14 protein-coding genes are annotated in these 20,493 nt (G+C 72.9%); 9 read left to right on the top strand and 5 right to left on the bottom strand.

Annotated features, from left to right (window positions below; genetic code table 11):
• Positions 1-21: 21 nt before the first annotated feature.
• Positions 22-1,395 carry a hypothetical protein gene (locus F0L17_RS25285; protein ID WP_155072843.1) on the bottom strand — a complete coding sequence of 458 codons (1,374 nt, stop codon included), beginning with the start codon at positions 1,393-1,395 and terminating at the stop codon, positions 22-24.
• On the bottom strand, positions 1,392-8,765 hold the full coding sequence (locus F0L17_RS25280; RefSeq protein ID WP_155072842.1) for a type I polyketide synthase: 7,374 nt from the start codon (positions 8,763-8,765) through the stop codon (positions 1,392-1,394). The genes F0L17_RS25285 and F0L17_RS25280 overlap by 4 nt, the downstream gene beginning before the upstream one ends.
• A gap of 358 nt (positions 8,766-9,123) precedes the next feature.
• On the opposite strand from F0L17_RS25280, the gene F0L17_RS25275 reads away from it, so the two are divergent.
• The 3 genes from F0L17_RS25275 (at position 9,124) to F0L17_RS25265 (ending at position 12,798) form a co-directional block, all read left to right on the top strand.
• The gene (locus F0L17_RS25275) at positions 9,124-10,365 is read left to right on the top strand and encodes a class I SAM-dependent methyltransferase (RefSeq protein ID WP_338018216.1); all 1,242 of its coding nucleotides are present in this window, start codon (positions 9,124-9,126) and stop codon (positions 10,363-10,365) included.
• Positions 10,366-10,549: 184 nt separating this feature from the next.
• Positions 10,550-11,374: an SDR family NAD(P)-dependent oxidoreductase gene (locus F0L17_RS25270; protein ID WP_155072840.1), complete on the top strand. Its 825-nt coding sequence runs from the start codon at positions 10,550-10,552 to the stop codon at positions 11,372-11,374.
• A gap of 299 nt (positions 11,375-11,673) precedes the next feature.
• Positions 11,674-12,798, top strand: a complete 1,125-nt coding sequence (locus F0L17_RS25265; protein WP_155072839.1) for a phosphatidylinositol-specific phospholipase C — start codon at positions 11,674-11,676, stop codon at positions 12,796-12,798.
• Positions 12,799-12,938: 140 nt separating this feature from the next.
• Here the strand turns inward: F0L17_RS25265 and F0L17_RS25260 are convergent, their stop codons facing one another.
• Positions 12,939-13,217, bottom strand: a complete 279-nt coding sequence (locus tag F0L17_RS25260) for a hypothetical protein (protein ID WP_155072838.1) — start codon at positions 13,215-13,217, stop codon at positions 12,939-12,941.
• Positions 13,218-13,426: 209 nt separating this feature from the next.
• Here F0L17_RS25260 and F0L17_RS25255 point away from each other — a divergent pair, with 209 nt between their 5' ends.
• The 5 genes from F0L17_RS25255 to F0L17_RS27885 all read left to right on the top strand — a co-directional run bounded on the left by F0L17_RS25255 (position 13,427) and on the right by F0L17_RS27885 (position 17,964).
• Positions 13,427-14,221 (top strand): SDR family oxidoreductase, encoded by a 795-nt coding sequence (locus tag F0L17_RS25255; protein WP_162466678.1) that lies wholly within the window; start codon positions 13,427-13,429, stop codon positions 14,219-14,221.
• 255 nt (positions 14,222-14,476) lie between these two features.
• Complete coding sequence (locus F0L17_RS25250) at positions 14,477-15,139, top strand: helix-turn-helix domain-containing protein (protein WP_155072837.1); 663 nt, start codon at positions 14,477-14,479, stop codon at positions 15,137-15,139.
• A complete protein-coding gene (locus tag F0L17_RS27190) occupies positions 15,129-15,269 on the top strand; it encodes a DUF6126 family protein (protein WP_202917936.1) in 141 nt (46 codons plus the stop codon). The genes F0L17_RS25250 and F0L17_RS27190 overlap by 11 nt, the downstream gene beginning before the upstream one ends.
• Positions 15,270-16,082: 813 nt before the next feature.
• Positions 16,083-17,816 (top strand): sodium:solute symporter family transporter, encoded by a 1,734-nt coding sequence (locus F0L17_RS25245; protein ID WP_162466677.1) that lies wholly within the window; start codon positions 16,083-16,085, stop codon positions 17,814-17,816.
• Positions 17,817-17,832: 16 nt separating this feature from the next.
• Positions 17,833-17,964 (top strand): putative transporter small subunit, encoded by a 132-nt coding sequence (locus tag F0L17_RS27885; protein WP_338018215.1) that lies wholly within the window; start codon positions 17,833-17,835, stop codon positions 17,962-17,964.
• 153 nt (positions 17,965-18,117) lie between these two features.
• On the opposite strand, the gene F0L17_RS25240 is transcribed toward F0L17_RS27885, so the two are convergent.
• Positions 18,118-18,519 (bottom strand): DUF5997 family protein, encoded by a 402-nt coding sequence (locus tag F0L17_RS25240; RefSeq protein ID WP_155072836.1) that lies wholly within the window; start codon positions 18,517-18,519, stop codon positions 18,118-18,120.
• A 58-nt stretch (positions 18,520-18,577) separates the two neighbouring features.
• On the opposite strand from F0L17_RS25240, the gene F0L17_RS25235 reads away from it, so the two are divergent.
• Positions 18,578-19,351, top strand: coding sequence for a LysR substrate-binding domain-containing protein (locus F0L17_RS25235; protein ID WP_162466676.1), 774 nt, complete (start codon positions 18,578-18,580; stop codon positions 19,349-19,351).
• Positions 19,352-19,449: 98 nt separating this feature from the next.
• On the opposite strand, the gene F0L17_RS25230 is transcribed toward F0L17_RS25235, so the two are convergent.
• The gene (locus F0L17_RS25230) at positions 19,450-20,493 is read right to left on the bottom strand and encodes an NAD(P)/FAD-dependent oxidoreductase (RefSeq protein WP_155072835.1); all 1,044 of its coding nucleotides are present in this window, start codon (positions 20,491-20,493) and stop codon (positions 19,450-19,452) included.

Below are 20,493 nucleotides of genomic sequence, written 5' to 3'. Positions count from 1 at the left end.
CGTTGCTCTCCTGGCGTCGGATCAGAGCGGCTGGTCGATGTGGTCGGGGGTGTAGTGGACGGACCGTGCGTAGGTGTCCAGCAGCCCCTGGAGCGGCTGCTCCGGCAGGCCGGGCTTCCACAGCTCGACCGCCATCTCACCGTGGTAGAGCATCGGCCAGCGGACGTAACGGCGCGGGTCCCGCGGATCGTTGACGGCGCGCGACCTGGCGACGGTGTCGGCGGCGACCTCGGCCATCAGGTCGGTGCCGCAGCCGAAGCCGTACGGGTACAGCTCCCGATTGGGCGGAACGGACTCGATCACGTCGGAGTCGGCCCGGTCGACCCCGACATGGGCGTGCACGCCGCCGCGGACGACGGGGGCCTCGCGTTCGCCGTCCGGGTCGAGCACCCAGCCTCCGGAGGCACCGCGCCCCAACCGGACCTTGGGCACGGCGGCCAGGAGCGCGCAGACCTCCCAGGCCTCCACCGACGGCCCCTTGGGGTCGAGCCCCTCCGGAGCGAGCACCCGGAGGCGGCCGTCCACCGTCTCGCGCCCGAGCACGGTGGCCTCGTCCCGACGAAGGGTCCGCTTGTCGACGTCCCAACTGCCGGAGGCGGTGACCACCACAGCCTCCAGATCCGGGTCGTAGAGGAAGAGCATGCCCTCGCTCAGCCTCTTCCAGCCGAGGAACTCCCGGTAGAGAGAGGCGAGTTCACCGGAGACGTAGCGGTCCACCCGGACCGGTTCCGGAAGCAGACCCAGCCGGCCCATCCGACGACCGGCCGCCGCCAGGTGGTCCGGGGCCGGAGTGGCAGCCCAGGCGGTGGCGGACAGCGCGTCGGAGACCACGTCGTAGCGGTCGCCCACCTCACGGGCACAGGCGGCGGTCACCAGCCGGTCGCGGATCCGGTCGGCCAGTTCGGAGGTCTCGGTCGGGTGGCCGCCCTCCAAGGTGAGCAGGGTGGCCTCCCGCGCGTCCCGGCTGACCAGGACCACCCGGGGGGCCGCCGTCCGCCCCATGACGGCCCGTCCGATCTCGACCACCGCGGTGTGCGAGAGGCCGCCCAGCCGCTCCGGCACCTCGGCGAGCACCACCGTCCGGCGTGTCCCGACCCGCAGCCCGAGCTCACCGCAGATCCGGGCGCTCAACGGCGGGCTCTGCTCGGGCACCCGGTCGGGCAGCGGCTGCGGGCCGGTCGGGATGTGCGTGGTGATCAACAGCAGGTCGACGTCGCCCTTGGACGACTCGACGACGGTGTGTCCCTGCTCCTCGAAGGCCGCGGTCAGCTGCCGGACGAAGGCGGCCAGCACGGTGTCCTCCGGGTGCACCCGCCCGGCGAACTGCACCACCAGGGGCCGCCACCACGGCAGTCGGTCCAACTCCACCGTCGGGCGGTCGGGGACGGCGGTCATCGGACGCCTCCGGCGACCAGCGGGCGGATCCGGCGGGCCAGGTCGTCGAGGTTGCTCGCCGCGATGAGTTCCAGCGCCGGGACGTCGCACCCCAACAGTCGGTTGACCCCTACCGAGAGTTCGACCACCATCAGCGAGTCCAGACCCAGCCGATCCAGCTTGCACGTGCGGTCGATCCGTTCGGGGTCCGCCTGCAGCACTCCCGCCACCAGGTTCGCCAACTCGTCCGAGAGCACCGCCACCGCTTCGTCGTCCGACAGCGCGGAGAGCCGGGAGCGCAGTTCCTCGGCGCGGCCGGCGCCTCCCTGCCCGGCCGGTCGCCGGCAGGCCGCGAAGGCGGGTCGGTTCAGTCCGGCGAGCAGCTGCCCCAATCGCTCCCAGTCCAACCGGCCGAAGACACCGACCTCCGCCCCGGTGGCCGGCGCGACCTCGAACGCTCGCCACACCTCGGCCGGACCGACCATGCCGAGGCCCATCCGCTGCATGGCCTCCACCAGACCGGTACGCGCCACGAAGCCCGTCTCGCCGACGCCGCCCAGCGCCAACGCGGTGCCCGGCCGACCGTCGGCCCGGCGCCGACGGACCAACCCCTCCAGGTAGGCGTTGGCGGCGACGTACCCGCTCTGCAGCCGATTGCCCACCAGAGTCGCCGCCGAGGAGCAGACCAGGAAGAAGTCCGGTTCCCGATCCCGGAGGAGTTCGGACAACACGGCGGCGCCCCGCACCTTCGGATGCAGGACGGCGTCGATCCGCTCGGCGGTCAACTCCGTCAACGGCGCGTCGTCCAGCACCATCGCGGCGTGCAGTACGCCGCGCACCGGGTGCCCGGCCGCGTCCGCCGCGTCGAAGACCCGACGCATCGCCTCCCGGTCGCCGACGTCGGCGGCGATCGCGGTCGCCCGTACTCCCGCCTCCGCCAGGCGTGCCAGCAGTGCGGGCGCCTCGGGCGACTCCGCTCCCCGGCGGCCGACCAGTAGCAGGTGCCGCGCGCCGCGCTGGGCCAACAACTCCGCCAGAGCCGCCCCCAGCCCGCCCAGACCCCCGGTGACCAGGTAACCGGCGGTGTCGTCGAGGACGGCCTGCGGTACGGGCCGTTCCACCGGTACCGGCTCGCCGAAATCGATGACGATCTTCCCCAGGTGCTTGGAGTGGCGCAGCGAGCGGAACGCCTCGGCGATCCGGTCGGCCGGGTAGAGCTGGTACGGGAGCGGCCGGTAGCGGCCGTCGGCGACCCGGCGGCACATCTCGGCGAACTCCTCGGTGGCGACCTCGGGCATCTGCTCGGGCAGGGTCGCCACGTCGACACCGAAGTAGGCGATGTTCCGCCGGAAGGGGCCGAGTGACACCGGGGTGTTGGCGTAGAGGTCCCGCTTGCCCAACTCGACGAACCGGCCTCCCGGGCGCAGACACTCCAGTCCCCGGGCGATGGCCTCGCCGCTGAGCGAGTTCAGCACCACGTCGACGCCCTGGCCGTTCGTCAACGTGTGGACCTCCTCCGCGAACCGGAGGTCCCGCGAGTTCAGGACGTGCTCCACCCCGAGCAGCCGTAGCAGGTCGCGCTTGGCCGGAGTGCCCGCGGTGGCGACCACCTCGGCCCCCACCGACCGCGCGTACTGCAGGGCCGCCAGGCCGACCCCACCGGCCGCCCCGTGGACCAGCACCCGGTCCCCCGTGCCGAGCCGAGCCTGGCGCCCGAGGCCGTACTGGACCGTGAGGAAGACCGCGGGCAGGGTGGCCGCCTGGACGAACGTCATGCCGTCCGGGATCCGGCCCAGTTGCTCGGCCCCGACCAGGACGTGCGAGGACAGCCAGCCGACGCCCGAGCCGAAGACCCGGTCCCCCGGGGCGAGGTCGGTCACGTCCGGCCCGACCGCGAGCACCTCACCGGCCCCTTCCAGGCCCAGTGCCGGGCCTTCCGCACCCGGCACCGGCCGGTCGTCCGGGATCAGGCCGGTGGCCATCATGACGTCGCGGTAGTTGAGCGCGGCGGCTCGGACCGCGACCAGCACCTCACCCGCTGCGGGATCGGTGATCTCCTGTGGTTCCCAGACCAACCGGTGTGCCATGCCCGGGTCGCGGAGACCGAGCCGATAGCCGTCGGTCTGCCTCCGGGGCGGCGGCTCGACGGTGGTGAACCTGGGTACGAACCGGCCGGAACCGGTCAGGACGATCTCGCGTTCGGCACCCGGCTCCAGGAGTTCGTCGATCAGGCGCCCGACGTCCCGACCGGCGTCCCCGGTCCGTTCCAGGGAGACCATCCGGACCTCGATCCGGGGATGCTCACTGGCGATGGTCCGACCGAGCGCCCAGAGCGCCGCCGCCTCGGGCGACCGCGGCCGCTCGGGAGCCGGGAAGAGCCCGGTCGGAGGCGTGACCAGCCACAGCGCGGCGTCCTCGCGGCCGTTCAGTTCGGCGACCAGGTCACGCAGACTCTCGGCGCCCCGGGCGATGACGGTGGCCGGGTCCGCCCCCGGGCGGGACGGTTCGAGCAGGACGACCGCCCGTGTCGGGGAGCCCGGGTCGGTCGGCAGCGCCTCGGCCCAGTCCTGGCCGGCGAGCGGGACCAGCCGGGCACCGAGCCCCTCGGCGAGCTCGCCGGCGAGCCCGTTCACCGGCTCGTCCTCCACGGAGGCCGCCACCACCCACCGGCCGGCCACGGTGGGCCGGTGGGCGGGCAGGTCCCGCGCGGGGGCCGGAGCACGCCGGGCCAGGATCACCGAGTCGCTCGCACGCTCCGGATCCGGCGCCTCGCCCGTACAGGCCACCGCGTCGAATCCGTGCGCCGTGAGCAGTTCCTTCCAGCGCTCCCGCGTCAGCAGCGGCGATCCCCGCCGCAGCTCGGTGTCGGTGTAGTCCCAGTAGTCGTCCAACACGCCGAAGAAGCTCGAGACCCACGGCGAATCGTGACTCTCCAGCGCGAGCATCATGCCCCCGTCGGTCAGCAGCCCGGCGAGCCGGTCGACCGAGGCGGCCAGATCCTTGGCGGTGTGCAGCGCGTTGGCGGCGATCACCAGGTCGTACCGGTGGGGTTCGAAACCCTGCTCCGTCGGATCCCGGTCCAGGTCCAGCGTGCCGTACTCGACGAAGTCGTACTCGGAGAAACGGGCCTTCGCTCCGGCCAGGAAGGCGGCCGAGCGGTCGGTGAACAGGTAGCGGGTGCGTTCGGGCGGCAGCACGGGCAGCAGTGCGCCGGTCATGCCACCGGTCCCGGCTCCCACCTCCAGGATGTTCAGCGGCCGGTCGGGGGCCCAGCGTCGCACCACCGCACCCAGCAGCTCCGCGGCGAAGGCGTTGTGCAGTCGCAGGTGGGGGGCGTCGCTGTAGAGCCGTGAGATCAGGTGGCGGTCGGCCTCGCCGAAGATGATCTCGCGGGGGTCGGCCTCGCCCCGGAGCAACTCGGACATCCGGAGTCCGCAGCGCAGCCCCGGGAGGACCAGCGTCAGCGCGTCGGGCAGATCGGTGAGCAGAGCGCGGACCTGCTCCAGGGGATCGGGCACGGTGGTCGGACCGGTGAGTCGCCACCGGTCGGAACCGGGGGCGGGCTCCGCCAGCCCCGAAGCGCACATGAGGGCGGCCAGATGCCGAAGGTAGGGCACGGACCCGGGCGACATACCCGCCGCGCACAGTTCCTCGACCCCGAACTCGGCCCGGTCGGGGAGGAGCGTGCCGATCGCCCGCCGGGCGAACATCGCGCTGATCGTCAGGGTCCGTGCGGTCACTTCGCCGTAGTGGTCGTCGATCCGGTCACGGAGCCGAGCCCGGGCGGGGGCCGTCTCCGCCATCAGATCGGCGGGAGCGGGCAGCCGGACCGGTGCGGTGACACGCTGCGGCGCGGCCCGCAGCACCAGCTCCTGGAGCACCGCGGGGTCGGCCGTCCGCTGGTCGAACCGCCGCAGTCGGCACCCCTCCAACTCCATGCTGACCCGGCCGTCCGGGTCCGTCACCAGCACGTCCCAGATCGCCTCCCGGGCGCTCGCCCGGACCAACCGCACGTGCAGGTGGCCTTCGGGCGCCGGGGGGTGCCAGAGCCGCGCCGCCGCGATGTGGGCGGGCAGGAAGAGCGCGCCACCGGCCGATTCGGCCAGCAGCGGGGCTCCCGCCTGCATCGCACCGTCGGTGACCACGGGATGGGCGAGGTAGTCGTCCATGTCCTGGTCGGTGCGGTAGGAGGCCAGCAGTTCGCCGTCGCCCAACCGGAACTCGGTGAGTACCCGGAAGGCCGGGCCGTGGACGATGCCGCTGTCGACCAGGCCCCGGTAGTGCTCGGCGGCGGGCAGCACGGCCGGTCGGAGTCGGGCCCGCACGGCGGTGAGGTCCACATCGGTCGGTGCCGTGCGGAGCAGTCGGCGTACCCGGCCCCGGACGTGGGGCTGCCAGGGGGCGTCCGCCGCCGAGCGGCCGGCGATGGTCACCGTGCCGGTCTGTGGCTCGACACCGGTCTGCAGGAGCAGGTCGTCCGTGCTGTCCTCACCGGGCAGTACGCAGGCGCTGGTGATGGACAGCTCGGTCACCTCCAGCACGGTGGTGTCCAGGAGCCGGTGACCGGCCGCGAACGCGGTCTCCAGGAAGCCGGTCGCGGGCAGCACGGTGGTCCGACCGATCCGGTGGTCCGACAGCCACGGGGCACGCACGGTGTTCAACACGCCGTGCCAGGCGGGTTCGGCGGTGACGGCCCGCTGGCCGAGCAGCGGGTGGAGCGTCACGCCGTCGCTGCTGATCCCGGTCCACCAACTGGGCTGCCCCACCCAGTGCCGCTCCCGCTGCCAGGGGTAGGTGGGCAGGTCCACCGGCGGCATGGGGCGGGGGAAGTGCGCCCGGGGGTCGACGTCGACTCCGGCTGCCAGCAGGTGGGCGACCGCGCCCCTGATCGCGGCCGGTCCGTCGGCCCGCCGGGAGCCGGTCCGCACCACTTCCGCCGGCGATCCGCCGCTCTGGGCCAGACGACGCAGGTACGGCCCCAGAACGGCGTGCGGGCCGATCTCCACGAACACGTCGAAGTCCTCGGCCATCAGCGCCTCGACGGCCGGGGCGAACCGTACCGGCTGCCGCACGTTCCGCCACCAGTACTCGGCGCCCAGCCGCTCATCGCGCAGCACCTCGCCCGTCACCGTGGAGGCGAACGTCAGTTTCGGCCCGGTGGACCGAAGGCCCCTCAGCTCGGCCAGCAGCGGACCCCTGATCCGCTCCATGGCGACGCTGTGGAAGGCGTAGTCGAGATCCAGCTCGCGCGCGAACACCCCCCGGTCCTGCAGTCGCTCCTTGAGAGCGGTCACGTCCCCGGCCTGTCCGGCGACCGTGGTGTCGGTTCGGCTGTTCACCCCGGCCAGCTCCAGCCGGCCCCCGTAGCCGGAGATTTCCTCGGCCAGTTGCTCCTCGGAGAGGCCGACGGCCGCCATCCGTCCGCTGCCCGCCGTGGCCTCCTGGGCTCGGCTCCTGGCGGCCACCACCCGAGCGGCGGCCGCCAGGTCGAGCACCCCGGCGGTGTGGGCGGCCGCGATCTCGCCCACACTGTGCCCGACCACCGCCTCCGGCCGTACGCCGTGTGAGCGGAGCAGCTCGACCACGCCGAGTTGGTGGGCGAACAACAGGGGCTGCGCCACTTCCGTCGAGCGCAGCCGCTCCGGATCCCCGGTGGCCATCGCCTCCGTGATCGACCAGCCGAGCAACGGGTCGAGTTCCCGGCCGACGGCCTCGACCGTCCGCCGGAAGACCGGCTCGGTGCGCAGCAGCTCCGCTCCCATGCCGGGCCACTGCGATCCGTTGCCGCAGAAGGCGAACGCCACCCGACCGTGTGTCGCGGCCCGGGAGGTGGCCGAGCCCGGTGCCGGACGCTCGCCGCGGGCCGCTCCCTGCAGGGCGTCCGCCGCCTCCCGCGCGGTCTCGGCCAGCACCACCGTGCGGTGGTCGTGGCGGGCGCGGCGGTACGAACTGGTGTACGCGATTCCGTGGAAGGCGCTCGCGTCGGCGTTCTCCAACCGCTCGGCCAGCCGCTCGCACGCTTCGGCGAGGGCGGCCGGGCCGCGGGCGGTGGCCGTGACGGGCACCGGGCCCGCGGGCGGCGGCGGTGCCTGGCCGGTCGGAGCGGGCCCGAGCAGGATGTGTGCGTTGGCTCCGCCGAAGCCGAACGAGTTCACTCCGACCACCGCTCCGGCGGCCACCTCGACCTGCCGCGGCCGGGTGGTCGGGACGATGTTCAGCTCCCGGAAGTCGATGCGCGGGTTGAGGGGCTCGGCGTGCAGGGTGGGCGGCACCACGCCGTGCCGCAGCACCAGGATGGCCTTCAGCAGGCCCGGCACGCCGGAGGCCGGCTCCAGGTGTCCGAGGTTGGTCTTCACCGAACCGACCGGCAGCGGACCGACGGTGCGTCGGGTGCCCAGCGCCCGGCCGATGGCCTCGCACTCGACCGGGTCGCCGACCGGGGTTCCCGTTCCGTGCGCCTCCAGGTAGACCAGGCGGTCCGGATGGACCGACGCGCTGTCGTAGGCCTGGCGGAGGAGGTCTTCCTGGGCCCGTGTGTTCGGCAGGGCGATGCCCGAGGTACGGCCGTCGTTGTTGGCCCCGCTGCCGAGGATCACCGCGTGCACCCGGTCGCCGTCCGCCACCGCGTCCGTCAGCCGCTTGAGCAGCAGCAGACCGCCCCCTTCCGATCGGACGTAACCGTCGGCGTCGGCCGAGAAGGCCCGGCAACGGCCGGTCGGCGACAGCATCGAGGCGGCGGAGAACCCGGCGAAGACGCGCGGGTCGAGCAGGATGTTGACACCCCCGGCGAGGGCCAGTGCCGCCCGACCGGTGCTCAGGTGTTCGCAGGCCCGGTGCACCGCGGTCAGCGCGGAGGAGCAGGCCGTGTCGAGGGCGAAGCTCTCGCCGTGCCAGTCCAGCAGGTGGGAGATCCGGTTCGCGGTGTTGGCGACCGCGATCCCGGACATCGAGTAGACGTCGCCGATCGAGGGCCGGGCCTGGCGAAGCTGACCGAAGTCGTGGCTGGAGCAGCCGACGAAGACCGCACCGTCCGACCCGGCACAGGTCATCGGGTCGATCCCCGCGTCGTCCAGCGCCTCGACCGCCAGCTCCAGCAGCAGGCGCTGTTGGGGGTCCATGTGCAGGGCCTCGCGGGGCGAGATGCCCTGGAAGAACTCGCCGTCGAAGCCCTGGACGTCCGGGAGGAACCCGCCCTCGACGGTGTAGGTCCGACCGGGGCGACGTCGTCCGCCGTCCAGGAAGGCCGCCGCCTCGAACCGGTCCGGCGGTACCTCGCGGATCAGGTCCTCGCCCTTGGACAGTACCGTCCACAGCCCGTCGAGATCGCTGATCCCACCCGGAAGGCGGCACGCGATACCGACAACGGCGACGGCTTGAGCCGTTCCGGTCATAGAAGGCCTCCACGGTGGTTCGGCGGCACAGAGCCGCGGCGGTCTCCCACCATCCTTCGGCACCCCGAACGGCCTTCACTCCCATGGACTGGGACGACAACCCGTTCGTGTGAATTCGGCTTTCAAGCTCATCGCATATGGTTGCTTTCCGGCGATGATTCGTTCCGCCGTGAACCCGATCCGCCACCGACCGCGGTGGCTCTTCCCTGTCTCCGCCGGCCGCCCGCGGGTCGCTCGCGGGGCGCTCGCCGGCCGCCCGCCCATCGGCCGCCCCTCGATGACGCATTCCGGAGGAACCGTGACGGGAACGGAGACCCCAGGCGCCGCCCATCGGATCGCCGCTTTCGTGGAACGCGCGGTGGCCGCCCCGCTCGAGTTCGACATCCGCGCCTGGGACGGCAGCACCGCCGGGAACGGATCCGGGGCGACCTTGGTGCTGCGCACTCCCCGAGCGGTGCGTCGGATGCTCTGGCGGCCCGGTCAACTCGGTGCCGCCCGCGCGTTCGTGGCCGGCGACTGCGACATCGAGGGGGATCTCGTCGCGGTCGTACGACAGTTGGGTTCCGTGCTGGGAACCCCCTGGCCGGACCTGGCGGGTGCCGCGCTGCAGGGGCTCCGGAACGGGCCGGGCCGCGAGATCCTGGGGCCTCCCGTCGCCAGGCCCTCGGCCGAGGTCCGCCGGTACCGCGGTGCCCGCGCCGTTCGGCACCACTACGACGTGGGCGACGAGTTCTACCGGCTGGTGCTGGGGCCGTCCATGGTCTACTCCTGCGCGTACTGGCCCGACGGCGAGCGGTCCGGTTACGGGCCGACCGAGGCGCAACGGGCCAAGCTCGACATGGTCTGCCGCAAGCTCGACCTGCGGCCGGGCATGCGACTCCTGGACCTCGGCTGCGGCTGGGGCAGCCTGCTCCTGCACGCGGCGCGGCACTACGGTGTGGAAGGGGTGGGCGTCACCCTCGCCCGGAACCAGGCACGACTGGCCGCGCGGCGGATCGAGGAGGCGGGTCTGGCGGACCGGGTCCGGGTGCGGCTGCAGGACTACCGGGCGGTCCGGGACGGTCCCTTCGACGCGGTGGCCAGCATCGAGATGACCCACCACCTGTCCCGGTCCGGCCGGCGCGAGCACGCGGCCGCCCTGGCCCGGCTGGTGGCGCCGGGCGGCCGCGTCCTCAGTCACGAACTGTGCGTGCTGCCGGGCGGGCGGAAACTGATGCGCAGCCCGTTCCTGCTTCGCTACCCGCACCCGGACCTCGACCTCGGGACGGTCGGCCGCAGCGCGATGCTCGCCGAACGCCACGGTCTGGAACTGCTCGACGTGGAGAACCTCCGGGAGCATTTCGTGCCCACGATCCGGAGCTGGCTGACCAACCTGGAGCGGAACCGCGAACGCGCCACCGCGCTGGTCGGGTACCAGACGGTGGCCGTCTGGCGGCTCTTCTTCGCCGTCGGCCTGCTGTCCTTCGAAGCGGGTCTGGCCGGCGTCCAGCACCTGCTCTTCACCCGGCCCCGACCGGCCGGCCGGCACGTCTTCGCCGCACGACCGAGCAGGTACCGTCGCCCGCCGGCGGGCGACCCCCCGACCGGAACACCCACGTGACGAAGGCCCCCCGCCGGTCCGTCCCGCTCCCCGCACCGGCACCGGCACCGGCACCACCGGTGCGGCGTTCGCCCCGTCCCGCGCTCCGCCGTCGTCCGGTCGGGCGGTGGAGCGTCCGACGGTGCGGCCACACGTGGACGGGAACGCCTTCCCCATCGTCTCCGTCGACCGAGGACGTGTCACCATGCCAACCGCCGTCGTCACGGGTGCCGGTACCGGAATCGGCCTGGCCTTCGCCGAGGCCCTCGCGAGCCGCGGCTACCACCTGGTCCTGGTCGCCAGGGACGGTGCCCGGCTCGGCGCGCCGGCGGCCGCCCTGCCGGCACCGGGACGACCGCACCAGGTGATCCCCGCCGATCTCGCCACCACCGCCGGTTGTCGTGCGGTCGAACAGCGGCTGGCGGATGCCACGGACCCGGTCGACCTGCTGGTCAACAACGCCGGTGCCGCACCATCGCGCCCGTTCCCGGAGAACCCCGTCGAGGCGGAGGAGGCCGTCTTGGACCTCAACGTCCGGGCGGTGCTCCGCCTCACCCACGCCGCGTTGCCCGGCATGATGGCGCGGCGCTCGGGCGGCGTGCTCAACGTGGCCTCGGTGGCGGCCCTCGGGCCCGGCTGGCTCGCCAGCACCTACCCGCCGAGCAAGTCCTGGGTCCTCGCCTTCACCGAGTCCGTCGGCCGTTCCGCCCCGGTCCGGCGGGCCGGTGTCCGGATGACCGCGGTACTGCCCGGCTACACCAGGACGGAGTTCCACCGGCGGGCCGGCATCGACGCCTCGGAGTTCCCCGCCTGGATGTGGCTCTCCGCCACCAGGGTCGCGGCCACGGCGCTGCGGGACCTCGACCGGGGGCGGGCGGTCAGCATCCCCGGCGTCCGCTACCGGTTGGCCGGTTGGGCCTTCCGACACCTGCCCCGCCCCATGGTGATGCCGTGGTGCTGGGATCCGAGCCGCCGCTCCGGCACCGGCACCGCGGCAGGACACCACGCCGACCGACGGGACCCGTCCTGAGGTCGCACGACGGTTTCGCCCCGGGCCGCCTCGCGAGCCGGGGGCCGGGGGCCGGGGTCCACGAGGGGAGCGAATCGGCCACCGGACGGGAGTTGTTCACCTTCGGAACCCGCGGCGACGGAAGCCGGGCGGAGGTGACCGTTCGGTGAAAGGGTCCTTCCGGACGGTTCCCCGAGTGCGCCCCCGACGGAAGGATGGGACACATCCGTGCCCGCGAGGACCGCCCGCTGTCCGCGCCGTCGCGGCCCGTCGGCTCGGGCCGGTGCCCGCGGGCGGTACCGCGACCCCCGAGGAGAGCGATGCGGAGACTGCCGGCCCTGTTGGCCCCCCTGCTGACGGCGGTCGCCGTCACCGTGTGCGGGCCGGGGGACACGGCTCGGGCGTACAGCGACCCCGAGTCCTACCGAAGCCTGGAAGCGAACGCGCACCCCGCCTGGATGGCGGCCGTCCGCGGTGACGCGAGCCTGGCCGAACTCTCCGTCCCCGGTACCCACGACACCCTCGCCGTGTACGGCGGTGCCCCGACCGAGACCCAGGAGAGGCACGAGCGCGGTGACGGCAGGGGCGGTGGCTCCCTGGCCCACCAGCTCCGGGCGGGTATCCGCGCCATCGACATCCGTGTGCGGATCGTCTCCGACGACCGTGGCAGGGCCAGGTTCGCGATCCACCACGGCGCCGTGTACCAGCGCGCCAACTTCGACGACGTGGTGCGCGAACTCGACACCTTCCTGCGGGAGCATCCCACGGAGACGGTCCTGCTCCACCTGCACGCGGAGTGCGCGGGAGGGCTCACCGGCTGCACGGACGCCGACCCGTGCCCGGAGTGCGGCACCGACCACAACCACCGGCGCCGGCAGATCTTCGACGCGTACGTCGACGCCAACCGCGAGCTGTTCTGGCAGCCGTCGGTGACCGGGGCGGCACACGTGCCGACCCTGGACGAGGTGCGCGGCAAGGTGGTCCTGGTGAACTGGAGCGGCCCGCACGGCGGCAACTACACCGACTACGGTCTGCAGCAGCTCAACTACGCGGACTGGCCGGACGAGTGGGGCCCGCAGAAGAACTGCTACGTCCAGAACTCCTACCGGGTCGACGGCATCTCCCTGATCGACGACAAGTGGGAGAAGGTCCACGCGCAGCTCGACCGGACCAACCGGGCCGCGGACTGCCGGGATCCCGGGCGGCCGAACCACGACAGGATGTACGTCAACTGGACCAGTGGGGCGAGTTTCTGGGCCTACCCGTACACCGTCGCGGGCGGCACTCCGACCGCGACCGGTGTGAACGGTTTCCTCCACCAGTGCCTCACCGGGCGGAACAACCGGTGTGACACGCCGTCCGTCAGGCGCACCGGCGTGCTGATGATGGATTTCCCCGGTCACGGACTCGTCGACGAGATCATCCGGCGCAATCCCACCGGATGATCTCGTCGGCCCGTGCGGCGGCGCGGGGGGGAACCGTCGGGGGCGTGCCCCCTGGGCGGCGGAGACGCGAAACGCCGGCCGGGCACGGTCCGCTCCCTCACCGTGTCCGGTCCCTGGCCGGTATCCGGCCGAGGAGTACGTCAGTCCGAGCCGGTGGAACGGTCCCGAGGAGAGGATCCGCCCGGCTTCCGGTCGTCGGAGCCGTCCGGCTCCCGGAAGCTCGGCGCCAGGGGCCCGCGGTCCTCCTCGTCCTCCGTGGCGAGGACGGTGGCGGTGTTGTCGTCGGTGATGGCGCGCCGGACCGCCGGGTCCTCCTCGACCGGGGTCCGTTCCGTGTTCCGCGTCCGGTCCCGCTCCTCGTCCCCCGGTCGGTCCGGCCGGCCGCGGGGGGCGGGGGGCGTCGCATCCTGGTCGGGCATGAGGTCCGCTCCCTTCTCCTCGCCGCGCGGGTGCGCCCCCGCCGGGTACCCCCGCTCCGGGCGTGGACACCGGCGGCCTGGTCCGTGCCTCCTCCTGGCGGTCACCCGTTCCGTCCCGCCCCCGCGGCGGCGGGCATGGTCGGCGACCGTGGGGAGAAGAAGTTCCGTGGTGGCGTGACGGCCACGGCGACCGCATCGGAGGAGAACACGTGCGCCTCGATCTCACGGGACGGACCGCCCTGGTCACGGGTTCGACACAGGGCATCGGAGCCGCGATCGCGGCCGGACTCGCGCGGGCCGGAGCCCGGGTCGGGGTCAACGGGCGCGATCGGGCCAGGGTCGAGGACTCCATCGAGCGACTCGGGGCCGACGTACCGGGCGGCGAGTTCCTCGCGGTCGCGGCCGATGTCGCCACCGCGGAAGGCGCTGCCCACGTCCGCGAGGCGCTGCCGGAGGTGGACATCCTCGTCAACAACCTGGGCGTCTTCGGCGCCGAGGACCCCTTGGAGATCACCGACGACGCGTGGCGCCGCTACTTCGAGGTGAACGTGCTGGCCGCCGTCCGCCTCACCCGCGCGTACCTGCCGCGGATGATGGAGCGGGGATGGGGGCGCGTCCAGTACATCGCCAGCGACTCGGCGGTCGCGATCCCCGCCGAGATGATCCACTACGGCATGTCGAAGACCGCTCTGCTCGCCGTCGGCCGTGGTTTCGCCAAGCGGGCCGCGGGGACCGGTGTCACCGTGAACTCGGTGATCGCCGGTCCCACCCACACCGGCGGCGTGGAGAAGTTCGTCTACGAACTGGTCGACCGTGACCTGCCCTGGGACGAGGCACAGCGCGCCTTCATGCGCGAGCACCGGCCGCAGTCACTGCTGCAGCGCCTGATCGAGCCCGAGGAGATCGCCAACATGGTGGTGTACCTCGGTTCCGACCTGGCCTCCGCGACCACGGGAGGCGCGCTGCGGGTCGACGGAGGGTACGTCGACGCCATCCTCCCCTAGGACCTGTCCGGGCGGTCACCAGTCGGATGGCCGCCGGACGACCAGGGCGGCGGGGGCGGCGGCACCGGGGAGGAGGCGGTCCCGTGTTCGTCATGGCGAGTGGCCGCGGTCCGGGAACGCTTCGGTCGGTCGGTCGCCCGTTCGTTCGCCGTGTCCTCGCCCGCGGCACCGTGGGGATGGTGGGGGTCGGGCCCGGATTTTGCCAGTGAGGCAAATTTCTTGCCCCTGGGGCATTCCCATGGCTCAATGGAGGGCATGGGACCAGCACCCTCCGACGCGAGCGCGGATCTCCCCGGTATCGCGCCGCACCTACGCGACCTGCGCAAGCGCAGCGGTCTCACCCTGGAGACGGCCGCCCGGCGGCTCGGCCTGTCCCCCGCTCACCTGTCCCGTCTGGAGACGGGACAACGGCAGCCGTCGCTGCCCCTGCTGCTGGCGCTCGCCCGCGCCTACGGCACCACGGTCTCGAACCTGCTGGGCGAGACACCGCCCGAGCGGGACCGTGTCATCCGGGGCGGGCGCGTGGAGGCGGCCGAGGCGGGCGGCTGGGTGTACCGGCAGGCCGGCGGATCGCGGCGGGCCATGCAGGCGCTGCGGGTGCACGTGCCGCCCGGCGCCCAGAGCGACCTGGTGCGGGCCCACGCCGGCGAGGAGTGGTTGTACGTCCTCGCCGGACGCCTCGCCCTCTTCCTGGGGCGGGAGGAGCACGTCCTCGAGCCGGGCGACTCGGCCCACTACGACAGCCTCACCCCCCATAGGATCTCCGCCGTCCCCCCGGGGGGAGCCGACCTGCTCTTCGTCCACACCCTGATGCGGAGCCCCACCGGGGAGCTGTGCCTGGGCGACGGAGACCACCCGGTTCCGCGCGGTACGGAACGACACACCGATCCCTTTGAAGGTGACACCCATGTTGAGTGAGAACACCGGCGTCGAGCGCGGCGACGGCCGTTTCCCCCGCGGACTCGCCCTGCGCCTGTTCGCCTACGTCGTGGCGGGCCACGTCTTCGCGTTCTTCCTCTACCTGCTGTTCACCCTGGGAGCCGAGTGACCTCGGCGGGCCTTTGCCCACGGGCTCCCGTCCTCGCCCTCCCGAAGAGGCGCCCCTGACGCCGACGGTGCCGACGCCCGGCCGGCCGACAGCGCCGTCGGAGACGCCCGCCCCTTCCGGACCGACGAAGCCGGAGGCACCTGCTCGCGACGGGGCGCTCGCCGCCCCCTCCCCCGTCGTCGAGCGCGTCGGTGCGGTGATCGCGCGGGTGGGTGTCCGCCGGCGGCCGGCGGTCCGTCGTGGGGCACGGGGTCTGTACGCGCCGCTTCCCGGCGCGGTGGAGAAGGCCCCACGGACCGGGGTCGGCGACTGGTGACGCGGTTCCGGGAGGCGGGCACGGGCCGGGAAATCCCATCGCCCCGTTCGCCCTGTTTCGACGTCTTTCACGCATGATGCCGGATGAATTCCACCGGTGATCTCCGCTACGCGCCAAAGAGGTTGACGTCGCAGTTGCGACTTGTAAAGAAGCACCTGCAAACGGACAGTACGGACACGACAAAAAAGACAAACCCCCCTCCGAATAAGCGATCTTCACCCATTATCCCTGCCAAACGGTAGATAACGCACAGAGCAAATTTTGAGCCAACCGAGGATCGTGGTGACTCAAAGGAGCTGTTACCGTGCCGAAGGTTTGCGGGCCCAAAGGGCCTGCCTTTCTTGTGAACACCCCGGCTCCAGCGATGAAGCTGCCGTTCCGGGGCCGGAGCCCTTTCCTGCCGCCCACGGCGTGCGGGACGCGTCCACAGGCCCCCGGATGGCACCCCGGGCGGTGCGGCCGACGCCGGGCTCCCTGAGACGAAGGAGGTGGCGCGCGTGGACGGGGTGGAAACAGCCCAGTTCAGCGCCGTGGTGGTACTCGGTCTGCTGGTCCTCTTCTACGGGGGGACCTTTCTGATATCGGCCCGCATCGGCAAGAAGGACGAGAACGCCGACGGGTACATGACCGGCGGCAACAACATCGGCTTCGGGATCTCCGCCGCCAGCATGACGGCAACGTGGATCTGGGCCTCCTCGATGTACGCGTCGGCGACGTCCGGCTACACCTACGGCATCTCGGGGCCCGTCCACTACGGGCTCTGGGGCGCCCTGATGATCCTCTTCATCTATCCCTTCGGCAAGCGCATCCGCTCCGTCGCCCCGAAGGCGCACACGCTGGCCGAGGTCATGTACGCGCGGCACGGCCGCTCCAGCCAGCTGATGCTCGCCGGCTCCAACCTCGTCGGCAGCCTCATCAGCCTGATGTCGAACTTCATCGCCGGCGGCGTGCTGATCTCGATGCTGTCGCCGTTCACCTTCACCCAGGGTGTCTTCACCGTGGCCGCGGGCGTGTTGCTCTACACCCTGTGGTCCGGTTTCCGCGCCTCGGTGCTGACCGACTTCGTACAGGTCGTCGCGATGCTCGGCGCGGTGGTCGTGATCGTCCCGGTCATCTTCTTCGCCGCCGACTTCCCGGCGGCGTTCGAGAACGGCGCCGGGAACCTCACCCCGCAGCAGGGCGATTTCTTCTCCAGTGACGCCTTCATGAACCAGGGAGCCCCCTACATCGCCGCGGTGCTGGCCTACGCCATCGGCAACCAGACCATCGCGCAGCGGCTCTTCGCGGTGAGGCGGGACCTGATCAAGCCGACCTTCGTCACCGCGACCGTCGGCTACGGCGCCATGGTGATCGGCGTCGGCATGCTCGGCGTGCTCGCCCTCTACCTGGGCTTCGAGCCGACCGGCGGCGACGTGAACAACATCATCCCCGAGATGGCCGCCGACTACCTGCCGCCCGTGCTGCTGGCGGTGTTCTTCATCATGATCGTCGGCGCGCTGTCCTCCACCGCCGACTCCGACCTCTCGGCCCTGTCCTCGATCATGATGGCCGACGTCTACGGCCAGAACATGGCGGGCCGGGAGAAGGCCGACCCCAAGACGATGCTGCTGGTCGGACGCATCACGATGGTGGTGGCGACCGCGGCGGCGGTGGCCTTCGCCAGTCTCCGGCTGAACATCCTGGACCTGCTGGTGTTCGTCGGCGCGCTGTGGGGTGCCCTGGTCTTCCCGGTGCTGGCCAGTTTCTACTGGGAGAAGGTCACCAACAGGGCGTTCACCTCCTCGGTGCTCGCGGCGCTCGCGGTCTTCCTGCCGGTCCGCTTCGGCTGGATCCCCACCGACGGCGCCTTCGGCATCGTCGTGGACGTGCTGTCCGTCATCGGCATCGGCGTCGTCCTCGGCCTGATGGCGTTCGGCTTCTTCGGCACCAAGACGGCGAAGGTCGTCGGCTTGGTGGCGACGGTGGTCTCCGCGCCCTTCGCCATCGGGTCCCTGCACGAGTACGCGACGCTGTGCGGCTCCCTCGTCGCCTACTCCGTGAGCACCGTCGTCTGCTGGGCGATGTCCGTGGGGCAGAGCGAACGCTTCGACTTCGCCGTCATCGCCCAGCGCACCGGTGACTTCGACGACGGTGCCGCACGGACACCCGTCGGCGCCGCCGGCGGGGCCGGTGTCCCACGGCCGGCGGGAGGCACGGACGGCGAGCCCGAGCCCGCCACGGGCACGAAGTGAGGAAGCAGGAGGAACAGTGACCACCTTCGCCCTGAGCGCGTACGTCCTGATGTGGCCCGTCATCGTGGCCGGCGTCCTGTTCGTGATCGGCCGTGCGTTCTTCCGCGAGTGGGCCGAGGCCCGCCGCAACGGACAGCGCATGATCTGACCCCGGTGTCGCGGGCCGGCCCGTGGGCCGGCCCGCGGGTCGGGCGCCCGTGGCCGGAATCGGCCCCGGAGCGTGCCCGTCGAGGGTGGCGAGCCCGGCCGAACCCGATGGCGCGGGCGGAGGAGGCCCGGACGTCTCCGCCGGGAGTGGGAGTCAGGAACCCGGTCGACGGGTCTCGTGTCGCTGCGCGTTCTTCTCCCTGACGCGTGCCGCTTCCCTCCGGACCTCGGCCTGGGTGGCGCGTTCCTTCCTCAGCCACTCGGGGTCTTCCGCCTTCAACGCGTCGATCTGCTCCGTGGTGAGGGGCTCGGTGATGCCGCCCCGCGCGAGGCCCGAGATCGAGACACCCAGCTTCGTCGCGACCACCGGCCGGGGGTGCGGGCCGTTGCGCCGCAGCTCCCGCAGCCACGCGGGCGGGTCGGCCTGCAGTTCGTTCAGTTCGGCGCGCGAGACGACGCCCTCCCGGAACTCCGCGGGGGTGGCCTGGAGGTACACACCCAGCTTCTTCGCCGCGGTGGCGGGCTTCATCGTCTGGGTGTTCTGGTGCGACTTCATGGTGTCCAGGGTAGCGAGCGGGTGCGCCGCCCTCCGCCGCGCCCGGTAGCCTGGCGCGGTGACAGGCTCGGAGACATCCCCTTCGTTCCGGCTCGCGTATGTCCCGGGAGTGACGCCCACCAAGTGGGTGCGGATCTGGAACGAGCGCCTGCCCGACGTCCCGCTGACCCTCGCCCAGGTGTCCGCCGCCGAGGCGGCCGGAGTGCTGCGGGGCGGTGGCGCGGACGCGGGTTTCCTGCGGCTGCCGATCGACCGGGCGGACCTCAGCGTGATCCCCCTCTACACCGAGACGACGGTGGTCGTGGTCCCGAAGGACCACATCGTGACCGCGGTCGACGAGGTGTCCGTCGAGGACCTGGCCGACGACATCGTGCTGCACCCCCTCGACGACACCCTCGACTGGGAGCGCCCGCCGGGGCGTCCCGCGGCCGAGCGCCCCGCCACGACGGCGGATGCCGTCGAGCTGGTGGCGGCTGGGGTGGGGCTGCTCGTCGTGCCGCAGTCGCTCGCCCGTCTGCACCACCGCAGGGACCTGACGTACCGGCCGGTCACGGGCGTCCCCCAGTCGCGCGTCGCGTTGTCGTGGCGGGAGGACGCGACCACCGACCTGGTGGAGGACTTCATCGGGATCGTCCGCGGGCGGACCGTCAACAGTTCGCGGGGCCGTCGCCCGTCCGCCCCGGCGGAACCGAAGCGCGAGCGCCCCGACAAGGGCGACGCGCGTCGGAAGCCCCCGGCCGGCAAGTCGGCCGGGAAGGGTGCCCGGAGCGGTTCGGGAGCCTCCAGGGGAGGCAGGCGCGGCAAGCGCGGCGGGCCTCGACGCCGATCCTGACGGGCGCGGGCGGGCCGGTCGCGTTCCGCCCGGGGGCGACGGGAGACCGTGGAGTTCGCCGACGGTGTCCACACCGGCCTCGGAGGGCCGGAGACCTCCTACGGCCACCGGACGCGGTCGGCCACCGGGCGCGCCAGCGCGTCGACGGTCGCGGAGAACAGCCATGGCAGCCGCTGCGCCGCGGGCACCAGCGCCGCGCGGGTCGGGGCCGCCCTCGTCGCGCCGAGCAGCGCGTGGGTCAGCCAGCGGTAGCGCCGGGTGAGTCGCCACCACTCCCGCTCGTAGACCGTCGCATCGCCGCCGACGAGCGCCCGCACCGCCGCCGACGCCTGCGCGAGCGCCAGCGCGACGCCCTCGCCGGTCAGCGCGTCGACGTAGCCGGCGGCATCGCCGACGAGCAACACCCGGCCGGCGGTGCGGACGCTCGCGTCCTGGCGGAGCGGGCCCGCACCGCGCACCGGTCCGGCGGGCTCGGCACCGGCCAGCCGCTCCCGCAGCTCGGGGAAGGCGGCGAGGTGGTCGTCATAGGGCCCGCGGCCGGCGGTGAGCACCGCGACGCCCACGAGGTCGTCGGCCACCGGGGTCACGTAGGCCTCCGCGCCACGGGCCCAGTGCACCTCGACGTGGTCGCTCCAGGGAGTGAGCACGTAGTGGCGCCGCAGCCCGTGCCGCCGACGGCCCCGGCACGGCCGGTCCAGCCCCAGGGCCCGACGGATCGGCGAGTGCAGGCCGTCGGCCGCGACGAGGTGACCGGCACGGGTTCCGTCGACCACCACGCCGTCCTCGTCCTGTTCGACGCGGCGCGCGGTGCGCTGCTCGACCCGCACGCCCTCGGCCAGCACCGCCTCGCGCAGCGCCGCGTGCAGCACCGTGCGGCGCACCCCGCGGCCCGGCCCCGCCCGGAAGTCGGCGTCGACCCGGCGCGGCCCGGCGACGTACCGGATGCCCCGCAGGTCGTGCCCCGGCGGGTGGACGCCGAGCGCCGTCAGGGCGGCGACGGCCCCCGGCATCAGTCCCTCGCCGCACGCCTTGTCGACGGTGCCGGCGCGCTGCTCCCAGACGGTCACCTCCAGCCCCGCCCGGACCGCGTGCAGGGCCGTGGCCAGGCCCGCGGGCCCTCCGCCCACGACGAGCAGGTCCAT

The sequence above is a fragment of the Streptomyces taklimakanensis genome (assembly GCF_009709575.1).
GTDB lineage: Bacteria > Actinomycetota > Actinomycetes > Streptomycetales > Streptomycetaceae > Streptomyces > Streptomyces taklimakanensis.
This window is presented reverse-complemented; position numbering and strand designations above follow the sequence as displayed.

Bases quoted from the DNA above. Each gene is read 5' to 3' on its own strand.
- F0L17_RS25285 (WP_155072843.1), bottom strand. From the start codon at position 1,395: ATGACCGCCGTCCCCGACCGCCCGACGGTGGAGTTGGACCGACTGCCG.
- F0L17_RS25280 (WP_155072842.1), bottom strand. From the start codon at position 8,765: ATGACCGGAACGGCTCAAGCCGTCGCCGTTGTCGGTATCGCGTGCCGC.
- F0L17_RS25270 (WP_155072840.1), top strand. From the start codon at position 10,550: ATGCCAACCGCCGTCGTCACGGGTGCCGGTACCGGAATCGGCCTGGCC.
- F0L17_RS25265 (WP_155072839.1), top strand. From the start codon at position 11,674: ATGCGGAGACTGCCGGCCCTGTTGGCCCCCCTGCTGACGGCGGTCGCC.
- F0L17_RS25260 (WP_155072838.1), bottom strand. From the start codon at position 13,217: ATGCCCGACCAGGATGCGACGCCCCCCGCCCCCCGCGGCCGGCCGGAC.
- F0L17_RS25250 (WP_155072837.1), top strand. From the start codon at position 14,477: ATGGGACCAGCACCCTCCGACGCGAGCGCGGATCTCCCCGGTATCGCG.
- F0L17_RS27190 (WP_202917936.1), top strand. From the start codon at position 15,129: ATGTTGAGTGAGAACACCGGCGTCGAGCGCGGCGACGGCCGTTTCCCC.
- F0L17_RS25240 (WP_155072836.1), bottom strand. From the start codon at position 18,519: ATGAAGTCGCACCAGAACACCCAGACGATGAAGCCCGCCACCGCGGCG.
- F0L17_RS25230 (WP_155072835.1), bottom strand. From the start codon at position 20,493: ATGGACCTGCTCGTCGTGGGCGGAGGGCCCGCGGGCCTGGCCACGGCC.